Annotated in this window: 18 protein-coding genes; 13 read left to right on the forward strand and 5 right to left on the reverse strand. The window is 36.6% G+C overall.

Going from position 1 to position 14,646, the window contains the following annotated elements:
• Nucleotides 1-195: 195 nt before the first annotated feature.
• From Q7J67_08590 to Q7J67_08630, 9 genes are all read left to right on the forward strand, one after another.
• Nucleotides 196-456, forward strand: coding sequence for a type II toxin-antitoxin system RelB/DinJ family antitoxin (locus tag Q7J67_08590; protein ID MDO9465338.1), 261 nt, complete (start codon nucleotides 196-198; stop codon nucleotides 454-456).
• Nucleotides 456-728: a type II toxin-antitoxin system YafQ family toxin gene (locus Q7J67_08595; GenBank protein ID MDO9465339.1), complete on the forward strand. Its 273-nt coding sequence runs from the start codon at nucleotides 456-458 to the stop codon at nucleotides 726-728. Before Q7J67_08590 ends, Q7J67_08595 begins: the two co-directional genes overlap by 1 nt.
• Before the next feature lie 381 nt (nucleotides 729-1,109).
• Complete coding sequence (locus tag Q7J67_08600; protein MDO9465340.1) at nucleotides 1,110-2,474, forward strand: glycosyltransferase family 39 protein; 1,365 nt, start codon at nucleotides 1,110-1,112, stop codon at nucleotides 2,472-2,474.
• A gap of 229 nt (nucleotides 2,475-2,703) precedes the next feature.
• A complete protein-coding gene (gene mnmE, locus Q7J67_08605; protein ID MDO9465341.1) occupies nucleotides 2,704-4,080 on the forward strand; it encodes a tRNA uridine-5-carboxymethylaminomethyl(34) synthesis GTPase MnmE in 1,377 nt (458 codons plus the stop codon).
• 2 nt (nucleotides 4,081-4,082) lie between these two features.
• Nucleotides 4,083-4,856: a sugar phosphate isomerase/epimerase family protein gene (locus Q7J67_08610; GenBank protein MDO9465342.1), complete on the forward strand. Its 774-nt coding sequence runs from the start codon at nucleotides 4,083-4,085 to the stop codon at nucleotides 4,854-4,856.
• A gap of 131 nt (nucleotides 4,857-4,987) precedes the next feature.
• Nucleotides 4,988-5,275 (forward strand): co-chaperone GroES, encoded by a 288-nt coding sequence (locus tag Q7J67_08615; GenBank protein MDO9465343.1) that lies wholly within the window; start codon nucleotides 4,988-4,990, stop codon nucleotides 5,273-5,275.
• Nucleotides 5,276-5,307: 32 nt separating this feature from the next.
• Nucleotides 5,308-6,948 (forward strand): chaperonin GroEL, encoded by a 1,641-nt coding sequence (gene groL, locus Q7J67_08620; protein ID MDO9465344.1) that lies wholly within the window; start codon nucleotides 5,308-5,310, stop codon nucleotides 6,946-6,948.
• 66 nt (nucleotides 6,949-7,014) lie between these two features.
• Nucleotides 7,015-7,302, forward strand: coding sequence for a co-chaperone GroES (groES, locus tag Q7J67_08625; GenBank protein MDO9465345.1), 288 nt, complete (start codon nucleotides 7,015-7,017; stop codon nucleotides 7,300-7,302).
• An 88-nt stretch (nucleotides 7,303-7,390) separates the two neighbouring features.
• Entirely contained in the window at nucleotides 7,391-8,569 is a 1,179-nt protein-coding gene (locus tag Q7J67_08630) for a S41 family peptidase (protein MDO9465346.1), read from the forward strand.
• Here the strand turns inward: Q7J67_08630 and Q7J67_08635 are convergent.
• Genes Q7J67_08635 through Q7J67_08645 form a run of 3 tightly spaced genes read right to left on the reverse strand, consistent with a single transcriptional unit; the run spans nucleotide 8,561 to nucleotide 10,676 of the window.
• Entirely contained in the window at nucleotides 8,561-9,403 is an 843-nt protein-coding gene (locus tag Q7J67_08635) for a sugar phosphate isomerase/epimerase (GenBank protein MDO9465347.1), read from the reverse strand. The genes Q7J67_08630 and Q7J67_08635 overlap by 9 nt on opposite strands.
• Nucleotides 9,404-9,436: 33 nt before the next feature.
• Nucleotides 9,437-10,120, reverse strand: coding sequence for a LysM peptidoglycan-binding domain-containing protein (locus tag Q7J67_08640; protein MDO9465348.1), 684 nt, complete (start codon nucleotides 10,118-10,120; stop codon nucleotides 9,437-9,439).
• 16 nt (nucleotides 10,121-10,136) lie between these two features.
• Nucleotides 10,137-10,676 carry an OmpA family protein gene (locus Q7J67_08645; protein ID MDO9465349.1) on the reverse strand — a complete coding sequence of 180 codons (540 nt, stop codon included), beginning with the start codon at nucleotides 10,674-10,676 and terminating at the stop codon, nucleotides 10,137-10,139.
• A gap of 109 nt (nucleotides 10,677-10,785) precedes the next feature.
• Between Q7J67_08645 and Q7J67_08650 the strand changes: the two genes are divergently transcribed.
• The 3 genes from Q7J67_08650 (at nucleotide 10,786) to Q7J67_08660 (ending at nucleotide 13,503) form a co-directional block, all read left to right on the forward strand.
• Complete coding sequence (locus tag Q7J67_08650; GenBank protein MDO9465350.1) at nucleotides 10,786-12,192, forward strand: UDPGP type 1 family protein; 1,407 nt, start codon at nucleotides 10,786-10,788, stop codon at nucleotides 12,190-12,192.
• Between the two features lie 45 nt (nucleotides 12,193-12,237).
• Complete coding sequence (locus Q7J67_08655; GenBank protein ID MDO9465351.1) at nucleotides 12,238-12,840, forward strand: class I SAM-dependent methyltransferase; 603 nt, start codon at nucleotides 12,238-12,240, stop codon at nucleotides 12,838-12,840.
• A 102-nt stretch (nucleotides 12,841-12,942) separates the two neighbouring features.
• Complete coding sequence (locus Q7J67_08660; protein MDO9465352.1) at nucleotides 12,943-13,503, forward strand: transposase; 561 nt, start codon at nucleotides 12,943-12,945, stop codon at nucleotides 13,501-13,503.
• Between the two features lie 32 nt (nucleotides 13,504-13,535).
• Here Q7J67_08660 and Q7J67_08665 read toward each other — a convergent pair whose 3' ends face one another.
• Both Q7J67_08665 and Q7J67_08670 read right to left on the reverse strand, forming a co-directional pair.
• Nucleotides 13,536-13,838, reverse strand: coding sequence for a hypothetical protein (locus tag Q7J67_08665; GenBank protein ID MDO9465353.1), 303 nt, complete (start codon nucleotides 13,836-13,838; stop codon nucleotides 13,536-13,538).
• Complete coding sequence (locus Q7J67_08670; GenBank protein MDO9465354.1) at nucleotides 13,839-14,105, reverse strand: AbrB/MazE/SpoVT family DNA-binding domain-containing protein; 267 nt, start codon at nucleotides 14,103-14,105, stop codon at nucleotides 13,839-13,841.
• A gap of 143 nt (nucleotides 14,106-14,248) precedes the next feature.
• On the opposite strand from Q7J67_08670, the gene Q7J67_08675 reads away from it, so the two are divergent.
• The coding region (locus Q7J67_08675) for an NAD(P)-binding domain-containing protein (protein ID MDO9465355.1) at nucleotides 14,249-14,646 on the forward strand (398 nt) is incomplete at its 3' end.

Here is a 14,646-nt window from a genome sequence, read left to right on the forward strand (position 1 = left end):
CAAGGAGTTATCCACAATATGCACATAATTAACAAAAAGAAAAAGTTTGATCAAAAAGAAAAATTTACTACTACTAATCTTAACAAAATAGGACATTTCTAAATGTTTTAAAAGCGGACATTTCTAAATGTGGTTGACAAATAGTCTTGTCAATGTATCCCAATTGTGCTATATTGATGGCAAATGGAGGATAAAATGTCTAAGACAGCAACAATCAGAGCTCGAATTGAACCAGATTTGAAGAACAATGCGGAACGTCTATTCCATAGACTTGGTATTTCAGCAACTCAGGCGATTACAATGTTCTATCGTCAGGCAACATTGCGAAAAGGGCTCCCTTTTGATGTTGTAATTCCTAATAAAACCACGCTCAATACATTCGAAAGCGCCGATTCCGGACGAGATCTAATCGTGTGCAAGAATGCAGACGACATGTTTAAGAAGCTGGGAATCTGATGCTCGCACCTGTCTATACCAGACAGTTTGAGAAGGATATCAAACGAAGCAAGAAGCGGGGCAAAAATCTCGAAAAATTCAAGATCATTGTCAGCACACTTCTTGAAGGCAGGTCTCTTGATCCAATTCATCGTGACCATGGTCTTACTGGAAACTATACAGGTCGTCGAGACTGCCATATTGAATCTGACTGGTTACTGATTTATAAGAAAGACAAGAAGTATATCAGATTTGAACGAATGGGAACTCACTCCGACCTCTTTAAAAAGTAAATATTTACACAACTTAAAACAATTTCTTTGTCATTCTCTGACTTGGTCGAGGAATCCAGTAGGGGACAGGCATGCCTGTCCCTTTGCTTTTCTTTAATCTCAGACAGATATTTAAAATAATAGGGTTATGTGATACAATTTAATCAATATTCAAGGAGCAAAAATATTGATTAAATCAGGGAGCCTTTTGTAAATTGACGAGGATTATAAAATAGCATGAATGCATCCCCAATCAGACGTTGGAAATCTCCCTATATTTATCTGGGCATCATCCTTATTTTTGCTTTCTCTCTTAGACTCTCTTACCTTCTTGAATTCTACCCAACTGTCTTCTTCAATGCCAGTTTAATGAAAGGACTGGACCAAAAAACCTTTGATGTCTTGGCAAACAATATTGTAAAAAATCCATGGATTGGGGACGGTAACGTTTTTTATATAGCTCCAGGCTATCCCTATTTTGTTGCTGGAATTTATAAAATGTTCGGTAGTAGTAATTATTTTGCCGTTGCTTTTATTCAAATTCTTCTGGACACCCTTCTTTGTCTCCTTTTATTCTTCCTGGGTAAATGGCTTTTTAATAAAAGAGTGGGCCTTCTTGCCGCTTTCTTTGCCGCCTTTTATCGACCATCCATCTTTTATTCTGTGCCCCTTTTAAGCGATAGTTTGATTCTATTTTTAAATATTTTTACTATCTTTATCATTTATTGGGCATTAAGGAAAAAAGATTATAAAAGGTGGATTTTAGGGGGTTTGGTGCTGGGATTGGCCGCTTTGGCTAAACCAACCATTCTGCTGTTTCTTCCTTTTTTGCTCATTGGATTGTTGGTATATCCAAAAAAGAAATTTAATCCATTTTTATCCTGGACAATTGTCGTTCTCTTAATGTTAATAATCATCTCTCCTGTGACAGTCAGGAATTGGCAAACATCTTCTGAATTTATTCCTATCTGCTCCAATGGACCGATTAATTACAAGATTGGCAATAGCATTGATTCAATCGGTCTTTTTATGTATCCCAAGGAACCTTTAGCACCTGTTTTTTCCAAGGTTTTCTGGAAACTTCAGGGAAAAAAATTTATGTTCTTTTTCAACAGTTATGAATGGCCGCAGAATCTGAATATCTACCTCTTGACCAAAATCACCAAAAGCCTTAAATTTCCATTATTTAGTTTTGGTCTTCTCATCCCCCTGGGTATTCTTGGTCTATTTCTTTCTTTAAATAAAAAATCTCTTCTTTTATTCTTCTTTACCCTATGCAATATCCTCTGGGTTGTCGCCTTTCTTGTTACCTCCCGTTATCGGCTCCCTGCAGTAGGGTGTTTAATTTTGTTCGCTGCCTTCTCAGTAGATTGGTTGATTAATAATAGTAGAATAAGAAAACAGCGTCACTTATTTTGCCTTGTTCTTTTAACAACGTTGATTTTATTCCTTTTTATTAATCGTGATTTTAAAAGGCCAAAAATCAGGAAAAAGGATTTTTCAAATTTAAAGTATTTAACCCCAGAAAATGTTAATTATGATACTAAACAAGGTAGATTAGGGCTTGCCTGTAAAAAGGCGAAGACATTTGTTAATCTCTGTCCTAATGAATCAGAAAGTCATCAAGCATTGTCCATTGTTTATTTAAATCAGAAAAAATTCGCTCCAGCTTTTTTAGAAATTAAAGAAGCTCTTCGCCTTAATCCTTCAAGTCAATCGGCTAAAGAAATTTTGAGTTTTTTTCAGGAGAAAAATGATTCTAAATAAGGATAAATATGGACAGCGACCTTTAAAAAACAATGTCAAATCTTAAACATCTGGATTCCCCGATTAAATCGGAGAATGACGTAATAAAGCAAAGGGATAGGCATGCCTGTCCCCTACATAAAAATCACAAGAAGAAAAGGGGATTGGGCTCAAAATATTGAGCCCCTACTACACAATCCCGAAAGCGTTAGGGACTTTGTCTCTCGGCAATGACGGAAGGAACATTATTATGACCACAGATACAATAGCAGCAATATCAACTTCGCTTGGCGAGGGTGGAATAGGGATTATAAGGCTAAGCGGGCCGGATGCAATAAAGATTGCCTCAAAAATATTCAAGCCAAAGAAAAACATAAATCTAGAAAAGCAAAAATCTCATACGCTTCATTTTGGATATATTATTAAGGGAAAAACTGTTCTTGATGAAGTACTGGTTTCCGTAATGAAGGCTCCTCATTCATACACAAAAGAAGATGTTGTGGAGATTAATTGTCATAGCGGGGTTTTAATTTTAATATCTATTCTAGAGCTTGCATTAAGACACGGTGCACGTACAGCGCAGCCGGGTGAATTTACTAAAAGAGCGTTTTTAAACGGTAGAATAGACCTGTCACAAGCTGAGTCAGTAATAGACTTGATAAGAAGCATGTCGTCAAAAGGATTGAAATTAGCAGCGCAGCAGCTATCAGGCAAATTATCTGTTAAAATAAAAAAATTACGTATAGAATTGCTTGATTTACTGGTGCGTATAGAAGCATTACTTAACTTTCCCGAGGATGAAGTTAGCTCAATAAGCAGAGGTACTATATTATCTTCAGTTAAGAAGATGCAGAAAAAGATTGAGGCTTTAATTGACACTGCTGATCAGGGGGAGATTTTTAGGCATGGGGTAAGGACTGTTATTGCTGGCAAACCAAATGTTGGGAAATCCAGCCTTTTGAATATGCTTATGGAAGAAGAGAGAGCCATAGTAACAGAGATTCCCGGAACCACAAGAGACACAGTAGAGGGGCACATTCACATACAAGGACTTTCCTTCATACTAATAGACACTGCCGGCTTACAACCTGTAAGCAATATTGTAGAAAGAATAGGCATTGCCAGAAGCAAGAAAAAACTCTTAGAAGCTGACCTTATACTCTTCATGTTAGATGCAAACACCACGATTGATTCCAATGATAAGAAACTGTTTGAACTTGTTGAAGGGAGGCATACTATTGTACTGCTTAATAAAATAGATCTACCATCTAAAACAAAGATATCTGATATTTATAAACTTGTTCCTAAAGGGATAATTTTAAGAATATCTGCAAAGGAGGAAATTGGAATCGATGAGCTCAAAAACACAATGTTTGATATAACATTATCTAAGTTTAAGCACCATCAGTCCTCTGTATGTGTTAATATGAGACATAAGGAATCGCTGTTAAATGCGCAAAAGAGTTTAGATCATGTTATTCATACTATGACAAGAACAAAATTAACCGAAGAGTTTGTCTCTCTTGACCTGAAGAATGCTCTGGACTCTCTTGGCCAAATAACAGGAGAAACAGTGAATAATGAAGTGCTGGATAGAATATTCGCAAAATTCTGTATAGGAAAGTAACTATGAAGTTTGATATTTATTTTCATGCGCCGTTTGATATGCTTCTTAAACACCTGAAGGATATAGCGGATTATCACATTAATCTTGAAATATATATAAATCCTGCTGAGCTGGATTGCTTACCTCTTAAGGAAATGAGAAAGGTTAAAAACTTTTGTTTAGAAGAAGATATAAGAACCAGTTGTCACGGCCCATATATTGACTTAAATCCGGGAAGCGAGGATCCAAAAGTAAGAAGTCTAACAAGGGAAAGATTTGTTCAGTCTATTCAGTTTTGTAATAAAATGGACATAAAGAATCTGGTGTTGCATACTGGATATTCACCAGCTTTTCATGAATCAATTAAAGATATCTGGTTTGAGACATCATTGGATTTGTGGAAAGAGATAAAAACTATTGCAGAAGAAAAAGAAATTAAGATAGCAATTGAAAATTGCCTGGAAAATTCTCCGGAAATAGTTATCCGACTTCTTAATGAAATTGGTTCAGAGAACTTTGGTATGTGTTTTGACATTGCGCATTTTAATGTATTTGGAGATAAACCTGTTCTTGATTATTTTGACATATGCGCAGACAGAATATTTAAAATTCATCTCTCAGACAATAACGGTGATAGAGATTCTCATCTTGCATTTGAAAAGGGCAACATAAATTTTCAACAAATATCTCACAGGTTAAAAGAGAAGAATCTGAATCCTATAATAACAGTAGAAGCAATGAGTGTAGAAGATGTTATTTATGATATAGAATATTTAGAGAATGTGGACTGGTTTTAATATTTTTTCACTTTTTTCTATTTTCCTCTTGACATGGGTAGAGAAAGTTGCTATTTTTAGCACTCTAGACGAAAGAGTGCTAAAAATTTGATGAAATTTATAATAAGTTAGAAGGGGGGGGGTGAGGAAATATGACGGTTAAGCCACTAGCTGATAGGATCTTAGTTAAGAGATTAGAAGAGGAGGACAAGATAGGAAGCATAATAGTTCCTGATACGGCTAAGGAAAAGTCTCAAAAAGCAGAGGTTATTGCTGTAGGAGAGGGGAGAAGGACAGATGAAGGAAAACTAGTTTCTCTTGAGGTTAAAAAGGGGGACAAGCTACTTATTGGTAAGTATGCAGGTACGGATATAAAGATTGATGGCGAAGAGTATATAATTATGAAGCAGGAAGATGTAATGGGAATTTTTAAGAACTAAAGATAAAAACATAAAGAAAGGAGTAATACAAGATGGCAAAACAGTTAAAGTTTGGCGAAGAAGCAAGAAAGGCAATTTTAAGCGGTGTTGAGCAGCTTAGTAGGGCTGTAAAGGTAACACTTGGGCCAAAGGGCAGAAACGTTGTATTGGACAAGAAATTCGGATCTCCAACAATTACAAAGGACGGTGTTACAGTTGCAAAGGAAATTGAATTGGAAGAGCCATATGAGAATATGGGCGCTCAGATGGTAAAGGAAGTTGCGTCAAAGACTTCTGACGTAGCAGGTGACGGAACCACAACAGCTACAGTACTTGCGGAATCAATATATAGAGAGGGGCTCAGGAATGTGACAGCCGGTGCAAATCCAATGGCGCTTAAAAGAGGAATTGAAAAGGCAGTAGATAATGTTGTGAAAAGCCTTAAGGGCTTGAGCAAGCCGGTCAAAGACAAAAAAGAAATCTCTCAGGTTGCCACAATCTCTGCAAACAATGATCCAACAATTGGAAACATAATAGCAGACGCTATGGATAAGGTTGGCAAGGATGGAGTTATCACAGTTGAGGAAGCAAAGGGAATGGATACAACTCTGGATATCGTAGAAGGTATGCAGTTTGACAGAGGTTATTTGTCTCCCTATTTTGTAACTGACGCAGAAAGAATGGAAGTGGTTCTTGAGAATCCATACATCCTTATTCATGAAAAGAAAATTTCCAGTATGAAGGATTTGCTTCCGTTATTGGAAAAAGTAGCGCAATCAGGTACTCCATTCTTAATTCTTGCTGAAGAAGTTGAAGGAGAAGCTCTGGCAACAATGGTTGTGAATAAGATTAGAGGCACTCTAAAATGCGCATGTGTCAAGGCTCCGGGTTTTGGAGATAGAAGAAAGGCAATGCTTGAAGATATTGCTACTCTTACAGGAGGAAAAGCAATCTCTGAGGATCTCGGAATCAAATTAGAGAATATCACTCTTAACGATTTGGGAAGAGCAAAGCGCGTTACAATAGATAAGGAAAATACAACTATTATTGAAGGAGCAGGAAATAGAAAAGATATAGACGGCAGAATATCTCAGATTCGTACGCAAATAGATGATACAACATCAGATTATGATAAGGAAAAGCTACAGGAAAGACTGGCAAAGCTTGCCGGCGGAGTTGCGGTTATTAATGTTGGAGCTGCAACAGAGACAGAGATGAAGGAAAAGAAGGCAAGAGTTGAAGATGCGCTTCATGCAACCAGGGCCGCTGTTGAAGAGGGCGTAGTTGCAGGCGGCGGAGTTGCCTTGCTTAGATGCATATCTGATCTCGGGAAAATGGCACTGAAGGGAGACGAAGCTATTGGGCTTAACATTATCAAGCGTGCTCTTGAAGAGCCAGTAAGACAGCTTGTGAATAATGCTGGAGTTGAAGGAGCCATTGTTGTTCAGGAGCTTCTTAAAAAAGAGAAAAATGTTGGATTTAATGTGCAGGATGGTAAATATGAGGACATGTTTGCAGCAGGTATTGTGGATCCGACAAAAGTAACAAGGACCGCTCTTCAGAATGCAGCAAGCATTGCAGGATTACTGCTTACAACAGAAGCGCTTGTAACAGACGTTCCTGAAAAGGAAAAGATGCCTCCAATGCCTGGCGGCGGCGGAATGGGCGGCGGAATGGGCGGAGGAATGTATTAAGATAGAAACTAGTTAGTTTAGGGGCATGGTTTTCCGTGCCCCTATAAATTTACGAGGAGACAAGATATGAAATTAGTACCTTTAGAAGACAGAGTTATTATAAAGAGATTAGAAGCTGAAGATAAGACAAAGGGAGGTATAATTCTTCCCGATACAGCTAAGGAAAAACCGCAAAAGGGTAAGATTATAGCTGTTGGCAGTGGAAAAGTGTTGGAAGATGGGAAGAAACAATCAATGAGTGTTAAAAAAGGCGACAAAGTTATTTTTGCATCATACGCAGGCACAGAAGTACAAATTGACGGGGAAGAGCATCTGATAATGAAAGAGGAAGACATCTTAGCTGTTATAGAATAGCAGCATATGTTTTTTAAGCCTCCTGCACCCCGAATGCTTTGGGGACAGGAGGCTTATTTGTTTTGACTATTTTAGGGAGGGAATAGAATTGGCTGGAGAAAACAGGTTCCATAATCTTCAGAAGCTGACGTATCTTTTAATTGTTGTTCTATTGATTTATGGAGGTCGAAATCTATGGAGAAATTTTGCAACTCCCGGGTATAAAAGAACAAAAATTTTCTTAAAGACTTTTGATATTATCCAGGTCCGCTACATAGATAAAACAGAACCCAAAGATCTTATATATAGTGCTGTTGATAGTATGGTTAAGAGTCTTGGGGATCCGTACAGCCAGTTTATACCACAGGAAGCGTATGGCGAAGTTAAGATATTTGAAAAAGGGGAATATGGGGGACTGGGCATAGTTATAGGAATAAGGGATAATAAAGTTATAGTTATTTCACCTATAGAAGGTACTCCTGCAGATAAAGTTGGAATAAAGCCCGGGGATGTTGTTGTGAAAATAGACGGAATAAGCTGCGTTGGATGGTCATTGTCAGAAGTGGTAAAAAAACTTAGAGGAGAAGAAGAGACAAAAGTTTTATTGCATATAGAACGCGGGAAACATCAAAAGCTTTTACATTTTGAAATTATTAGAAAAATCATAGAACTTAAATCAGTTTATTCTAAATTAATAAACGATAGCATTGGATATATTAGAATTGTAGATTTTGGAAACGGAACATTAAAGAGTTTTAAAGATGCCATAAATAGTTTAAATAAAAAAGAGATAAAGTCTCTTATTTTAGATTTAAGAAATAATCCGGGTGGATTTATTGACCAGGCGGTAGAGATATCAGAATGTTTTTTATCTAATGGATTAATAGTTAAGACAAAGGGACGGAGCAAAGATCAGACTAAGACATATAGAGCAACAAAGAGCAAAGAAGATATACTCTTGCCGTTAGTTGTGCTGATAAATAAAGGCAGTGCCAGCGCAGCGGAGATTGTTGCCGGTGCCTTGCAGTGTAATAAGCGCGCAACCATAATAGGAACAACCAGTTTTGGAAAGGGATCAGTACAAGGCATTTTTCATTTGCCTGATAAAACAGCTCTTTGTCTAACTGTTGCCAGATATTATATTCCTGATGGCAGCTTAATCGATGGTAAAGGGATACAGCCTGATATAGAAATCAAAATTCCCGACTCATGGTACAAAAAAACAATGAAAGAACAGATCGAGTCAATGGATCCTCAGTTAGAAAAAGCAGTTGAAATATTATTTTAGATTATTCACTATCTCTATAAGTTTCCTGCCGTATGTAACATAGATTTTGTAAGCCTCTTCACTAGTTGCCTCTTTGCCAAGATGCACAGCTGCCGCAAGATGAGGCTCAATAGAAACGCCGTCTTCATATCCTGCATTTTTCATATCCTGAAGAATTTCTGGGACGTAAGCACGTCCTTCTCCGCAATAGGTGGTTTGAAATTTTCCATCAGGAGTGATAATTGCGTCCTTTATGTGTACATAAACGATATCTTTCTTTACCTTTGAATAGAAATACATAGCATCCTGTCCGTGTGCCATAGTATTTCCTGTATCGAACACAAGTTTCAAGGCTGGAGAATTGATTTCTGAAAGCATTTTTAGAGAATTTTCCGGACTTTCCCCTGCCCATCCGCTGCAATTTTCATGCACCATTATAATTTCACCATCTTCTGCTATCTTTGAAAGTTCTCTTAATCTCTCAATAGCCTTCTTTTCCCATTCAGTCTCTTTTATAGGTTTGTCCTTGTCATTTGGCCAGCTCATAATGCGGATAAACTTTGTCCCAAATTTTTTCATGCGGGGAATAGCCTTTTTTAACTCATCTATATCCAGTTGAAAATCACCAGTTATAGGTCTTGACCAATTGGCTATACAGCCTGCGAAGCATGATACCTTCATCTTGGCATCATTGACTTTTCCATACACTTCATCAAACTTAGAATCATGCATAAGCGTTAGATTCTCTCCATCAACATTCCTAATCTCCAGATATTTCCATCCAAGTTCTTTATGTGCCTTTATCTGTGTCTCTATGGGTTTGCCTGCTTCGTCACTGATTCCTGAAAAAAACATTTTATTTTGCCTCCTGTTTAGTTAAAGTTTACCTTATTCGCTATACTTGGGAATAATCAGCTTTTGCCCAATAGATAAAAAGTCAGGGTCTTTAATGTTGTTTGCCTGAATAATTGTTCTGGAAGGAACCCCAAAACGAACAGCAATTTCAATTAGTGTATCGCCTTTCTGAACAATGTAATATTTTCCATCTTCTAATTTTTCAGTGCTTAATTTAGCATCATCAGGTGCTAAAATATTTATTTGTTTTTTTATCTTTCCGATTTCCACTAAAAGTTCGTCAAGCACTATTTCAATTTTTTTGTTAAAGTTTTGCTTATCCTTCTTTTGTATGTTCAATAGGTTATTATATGCAGTCTTTAGCTGGTCCATCTGTTTTTGAATAGAGATAATGTTATTACTTAGAGATGTAATATTTTTGTTTGTATCAATGCTATTATTATTTAATTGGTCTCTAAATTGAGTGCAAAACAGCTCAACTTGTTCCTTAAGATCACGAAGTTGTTTGTCTTTTTCTGACAGAGAGCCCTCTATCTTACTTGTCTCATCCTTTAACAAGAGAATCTGCTCACTTAGTCCAACCTGGCTTTCCTGTATTGTGCCAACATCTTCTTTTGTAGCTATCTTAGTTATCAGACAGCCTGATAGAAAAACAGCAACCAGTAAACAGTGAACAGTGAACAGCAGGATTTTGTTGGATAATCTAACTTTTTTCATAAAAGGAGTAAGATGATTACTGCGAAATTAGAAGATGTGATCTTCTGTTTTTTGCCCAGGCCTTTTCATCATGTCCAGTATCAACAGGTTTGTCTTCTCCATAGGTTATTGTGTATAATCTTGACGGAGAGATACCTAATCCTGTTAGATATCTGCGCACGCTCAAGGCTCTCTGTTCGCCGAGTATGAGGTTATACTTTCTGGAACCCCGCTCATCGCAATGTCCTTCAATCATTAGGCGTATATTTCTATGTTTTTTTAACCATGTAGCAACTTTCTCCAACGTGGATATTGTGTCTTTTCCTAGACGATAGCTATCATAATCAAAAAGGATGTCAGAAAATATTACTTTTTCCTTTGCACTAGGTTCTACAAATATTGTATCCTTAACAGGCTTTTCCAAAGGAATGTTTTCTCCTTTAATTGCAGCCATCTGAGCTTGTTTTATGTTGTCTTCATACTCTTTATCACTTGTGAACTTCTTAAATGTTGAACATCCTCCTAAGCATAGTGAAAGCAACAAAGCTATAGACATAACCAGCGAAAACTTTTTCATAATTGCTCCTTATTTTTTTGTATGCTAGAATAATCTAGCGTTATGCTAAAATCTAGCATATAGAATCAGTCATGTCAATATTTGTTATGTAGAGATAAAAGAGAATTGAATGAACATAGATAAAATTAGAAACAAGTTGCAAGATTATAATCAGGAACATGTTCTTAAATGGTGGAATCAGTTAGATGATACTCAACGCAAAGGGCTTCTTCAGGACATTGAGAGTATTGATTTTGAGCTCATGGAGAAATTAGTTAACCAATACATGGAAAGAAAGGAAATCTCTATATCATTTGATGATATTAAAAGCCCTGAAATTATTAAAATTCCAAGAACTGAACGTGAAATACTGCATCAGAGAGAGGCAAAAAAGATAGGCGAGCAATGTATAAGAGATGGTAAAGTAGCTTGCTTTGTTGTTGCAGGAGGGCAGGGTACAAGGCTTGGTTTTGAAGGTCCAAAAGGAGCGTATCCTATTGGTCCAATATCCGCTAACAGCATATTTCAATTTCATGCAGAGAAGATACTTAAAGCACAGCAGAAATATAATGTCCGGCTCATGTGGTACATTATGACGAGCAAGCCGCTTCATAAGCAAACAATAAATTTTTTTAAACACAATAAATATTTTGGCATGAACAAAGATCAGGTGCGATTTTTTTCTCAAAGAATGCTTCCTGCAATAAATAAAGATGGCAGGTTTCTTATGAGTTCAAAGCATGAAGTTTTTAAGAGTCCAAATGGACATGGAGGAGCCTTGCTTGCTCTCAGGGATAGTGGAGCTATTGATGAAATGATAGAAATGGGCATTGAATATATAAGTTACTTTCAGGTGGACAATCTTATTGTCAATGTCCTGGACCCTGTTTTTATAGGTTATCATATAAAAACAGGTGCTCAGATGTCAAATAAGGTAACCCCTAAAATTGCTCCTTCGGAAAAAGTCGGAGCAGTTGTAATAATGGATAAGAAATATGCGGTTATTGAATATAGTGATTTACCCCAAGTGCATATGAGCGATAAAGATAAAGACGGCTCTTTTAAATTTAATGCAGGAAGCATAGCAATTCATATATTAAATACAGAGTTTGTAAAGTCTCTTACTGAGAAAGGGATAGGACTTCCGTATCATATAGCAGAAAAGAATATCCCTTATGTGAATAATAGCGGCGAGTATATTAAGCCAAAGGATAAGAACGGAATAAAATTTGAAACATTTATCTTTGATGCATTAAAGTTTGCTGAAAATGTCGCAAACATGGAAGTTATGCGCGAGGATGAATTCTCTCCAATAAAAAGTTTAACGGGTATAGATTCTATTGAAAGCGGAAAGCAACTCTATATAAATAGATGTGCGCGCTGGCTCATGGAAGCAGGGATTGATATTCCGTTTGACAAAAATGGAAATGCAAAAATAAAAATAGAAATCAGCCCATTATTTGCAAACTCACCGGATGATTTACAGCGTAAGGACTTGAGCTCAATAGATACTGCCAAAGATATATATCTGGCATAAAAGTAGAATGACTGTTCAATGATTAATGTTAGCCAGGAGAATGCAATGAAGAGCAGAAATATTGAGTGGTACAATGAAGAGTATTCAAGGCTCCAGGAAAGCGGGAGTTCTTGGAGTACTCCGCAGATGTATGAGAACAAATTAGAATGTTTAAACTGGTGTTGTGAATCGGTAGGTATTCTCAAAACAGTGTCCATTCTTGATGTTGGCTGTGGTGCGGGAGAGCTTGCAAAGTTGTTATTTAGAAATGGATACTCAAATGTAGACGGAATCGATATTTCAGAAGTCGCCATTAAACACGCGGTCAGAATACATAATAGCACATTTCTTTCCAAAGATTTTTCTTGTCCAGTAAAGCTAGAGAAGGAATATGACTGCATATATGACACAGATTGTTTGCACATGGTTGTTGGGCATCAAGCTAGGAAAGCTTTTCTTGAGAACGTAAAGCTGAACCTTAGCGAGAATGGCGTATTCTTGACTGGAATAAATTCTTCAAGAAAGGATGTCGATCCGTATGTTGTACTCGATGGTGTTGCGCAATACTTCTGGCCACAGAAGGAACAATACATTGAGGAGATATGTAAAGCAGGGCTCCATAATGATAGCATCGCGAGATATGCCGCCAAGAAACAAGAAAAGATGTGACGGATGGTCTGAAATCATATTCAAGTCAATCGGCTAACAAACCGGATACAACGGATGGCTAACTGCCACCGCTAATCCACGACGTTAGAAAAAATAAAATTAATGAAAAAATTCCCGAGTCGTAAAAAGAATAGATTAAAAGAATATGATTATTCAGAGAATGGATATTATTATGTAACGATTTGTTCAAAAGACCGTCAGAATATATTTGCAAAAATTAATAATTCAGAAATTGTAGGGGCGGGGCTAGCCTCCGCCCATGACAACAATCCTGCCCAAATACAATTAACCAAAATCGGGCAAATCATTCAAAACCAATGGGTTGATATTCCAAATCAATACCACAATGTTGATATCGACACATTTATTATCATGCCCAATCATATTCATGGCATAATTATAATCAATAATCGGGATGAGGCAAGCCCATCCCCTACGAATTTAGGACAAATCATTTGTTCATTTAAATCAAAATGCACAAATAAATATTTGAATTTTATAACACAAAATAATTTAGATAAATCAAGCAAAATTTGGCAACGTAATTATTACGACCACATTATCCGAAACGATAAATCATTGCAGGAAATCAGAGAATACGTCATAAATAATCCTGCAACATGGGCGGATGATGAGAATAATATTTCACTCTGTTCGCAATGATAGAAAATGGATTTTAAGGTTAAAAATGGGTTTTATATATTAGCCAAAAACTGTTTTATTTGATTATGATTCCCTGCTAATATAGCAATACACTTTGAGCCTTCTCTCCTTATAAGAACGCGAATATTCCTTTCTATTCCAGTCTCATAATAAGGCTTTCTGAGTTGTTTATAAAAAAATCTTGCGGCTAATTTCTTTGCCTTCAGTAAATTACAACCACTGGAATAATAAATATTTAATGCTTCTAATATTAATCCTACTATTTTTCTCTGCCCATGACCCAGACGATTAAGGCTTCTTTCAAAAGAAGGCTGGTAATAAAGGCGTAAAGACATTTAGTTCACGCTTCCTTCCTTTAAATTATCAACGAATTTTTTTGTTACAAGTTTTTCTTTCCCTTTTTCTTTCATGGAAAGCATGTCTAGTTTTTTATATTCTTCTTCTGTAAACACTTTTTCTATTGTCTCAAGAGGAATAAGTTCAATTCTATTCTCAGAAATTGCCACATCGAATATAGATCCTTTTCCTAGACTAAGCACATCCATTATCTTTTTCGGGATTGTTACTTGATGTTTTGATGTCATCGTAATTATCACTTTCATCGCCTCCTTTTAAAAAATAATACCATAAAGTAGGTAAATCGTCAAGGATGAAAGTAAGGAAGGAACTCTGATTTATTTCCTTATTGAATTTTTTTAGGCTGTCTATATAATGTGCGAGCTATTATTAGGTTACGGGAAACTCAATGAAAAAACTTTTTATTATTGGTGTTGGAAATATGGGAACTGCCATATTGGAAGGAATTATTCCGCAAGTTCTTAGAGAGAAAGATATTTCTGTTTATGATGTGGATAAAAGCAGGCTGCAGTCCTTTTTAGACTCAAAAATAGAGGTCGTTGATACGATTGAAAAAGGCGTAAAAAATGCCGAAAGTATCCTTCTGGCAGTAAAACCTCAGGATATGGAAAATGTTCTTGCGAAAATGAGAGGCGCAGTTTCTGAGAGAAACCTTGTTATTTCCATTGCTGCAGGTATTACAACAAACTATATTAAGAGAATATTAGGGCAAAATACTAAAGTTGCCAGAGTTATGCCAAATCTTTGTGTCAGCGTGAAAAAAGGAACTTCAGCATGTTGTTTTAG

The sequence above is a fragment of the bacterium genome, assembly GCA_030652805.1.
Lineage (GTDB): Bacteria > JAHJDO01 > JAHJDO01 > JAHJDO01 > JAHJDO01 > JAHJDO01.

Excerpts from the sequence above, each read along its gene's own strand:
- Q7J67_08640 (MDO9465348.1), bottom strand. The coding sequence starts at position 10,120 with ATGAAAAAAGTTAGATTATCCAACAAAATCCTGCTGTTCACTGTTCAC.
- Q7J67_08610 (MDO9465342.1), top strand. The coding sequence starts at position 4,083 with ATGAAGTTTGATATTTATTTTCATGCGCCGTTTGATATGCTTCTTAAA.
- Q7J67_08590 (MDO9465338.1), top strand. The coding sequence starts at position 196 with ATGTCTAAGACAGCAACAATCAGAGCTCGAATTGAACCAGATTTGAAG.
- groL (MDO9465344.1), top strand. The coding sequence starts at position 5,308 with ATGGCAAAACAGTTAAAGTTTGGCGAAGAAGCAAGAAAGGCAATTTTA.
- Q7J67_08660 (MDO9465352.1), top strand. The coding sequence starts at position 12,943 with ATGAAAAAATTCCCGAGTCGTAAAAAGAATAGATTAAAAGAATATGAT.
- Q7J67_08670 (MDO9465354.1), bottom strand. The coding sequence starts at position 14,105 with ATGAAAGTGATAATTACGATGACATCAAAACATCAAGTAACAATCCCG.
- Q7J67_08655 (MDO9465351.1), top strand. The coding sequence starts at position 12,238 with ATGAAGAGCAGAAATATTGAGTGGTACAATGAAGAGTATTCAAGGCTC.
- Q7J67_08595 (MDO9465339.1), top strand. The coding sequence starts at position 456 with ATGCTCGCACCTGTCTATACCAGACAGTTTGAGAAGGATATCAAACGA.
- Q7J67_08665 (MDO9465353.1), bottom strand. The coding sequence starts at position 13,838 with ATGTCTTTACGCCTTTATTACCAGCCTTCTTTTGAAAGAAGCCTTAAT.
- Q7J67_08645 (MDO9465349.1), bottom strand. The coding sequence starts at position 10,676 with ATGAAAAAGTTTTCGCTGGTTATGTCTATAGCTTTGTTGCTTTCACTA.
- groES (MDO9465345.1), top strand. The coding sequence starts at position 7,015 with ATGAAATTAGTACCTTTAGAAGACAGAGTTATTATAAAGAGATTAGAA.
- Q7J67_08650 (MDO9465350.1), top strand. The coding sequence starts at position 10,786 with ATGAACATAGATAAAATTAGAAACAAGTTGCAAGATTATAATCAGGAA.
- Q7J67_08635 (MDO9465347.1), bottom strand. The coding sequence starts at position 9,403 with ATGTTTTTTTCAGGAATCAGTGACGAAGCAGGCAAACCCATAGAGACA.
- Q7J67_08615 (MDO9465343.1), top strand. The coding sequence starts at position 4,988 with ATGACGGTTAAGCCACTAGCTGATAGGATCTTAGTTAAGAGATTAGAA.
- mnmE (MDO9465341.1), top strand. The coding sequence starts at position 2,704 with ATGACCACAGATACAATAGCAGCAATATCAACTTCGCTTGGCGAGGGT.